1 pseudogene is annotated in these 585 nt (G+C 57.6%); it reads right to left on the reverse strand.

From position 1 onward, the window contains the following. Positions 1-585 (reverse strand): annotated as a pseudogene (locus RV1423_RS28335) (IS481 family transposase); the annotation flags it as partial.

Raw genomic sequence — 585 nt, forward strand, 5'->3', positions numbered from 1 at the left:
CAGATTCCATTGGTCTGCGGATGCCGGACCTTTGTCTTGGTGTGCTCAATGTCCTTGAGGGCCAAATAGAGCTGGTAATCATGTGCTTCCGGCCGGCCGCAATACTCGGTGCCGCGGTCGGTCAGGACACGGATCAGACCCATTTCTTGTTCAGCCAGGAACGGCAATACCCGGTCGTTCGGTAGATCGGCGGCGGTAATCGGTGTCTTCGTCGTATAGAGTTTGGCCGCTGCCCACTTCGAGTAAGTATCGACGAAGGTCTGCTGATAAATCCGGCCTACGCCCTTGATGGTGCCGACATAGAAGGTGTCCTGGCTGCCGAGATAACCTGGATGGGCCGTCTCGATTTCGCCGTGCGCCACATCGTCTTCCTGCTTCTTCTCGAGCGCAACGACTTGCGCTTCGGTCAACACTTCGCCAGTTTCGGCAACGTGCCGCTCCAGCGCTGAGAGACGCTTCTTGAATGACTCCAGGTTGCGTCGGATCCATACCGACCGTACCCCCGATGGAGAAACGAAGATGCCGCGCTTACGCAGTTCGTTGGAGACACGGACCTGACCGAAAGCCGGCTGTTCCAGGGCGAAT

Source organism: Herbaspirillum sp. RV1423, from assembly GCF_000577615.1.
In the GTDB taxonomy this organism is placed as follows: Bacteria; Pseudomonadota; Gammaproteobacteria; order Burkholderiales; family Burkholderiaceae_D; genus Herbaspirillum.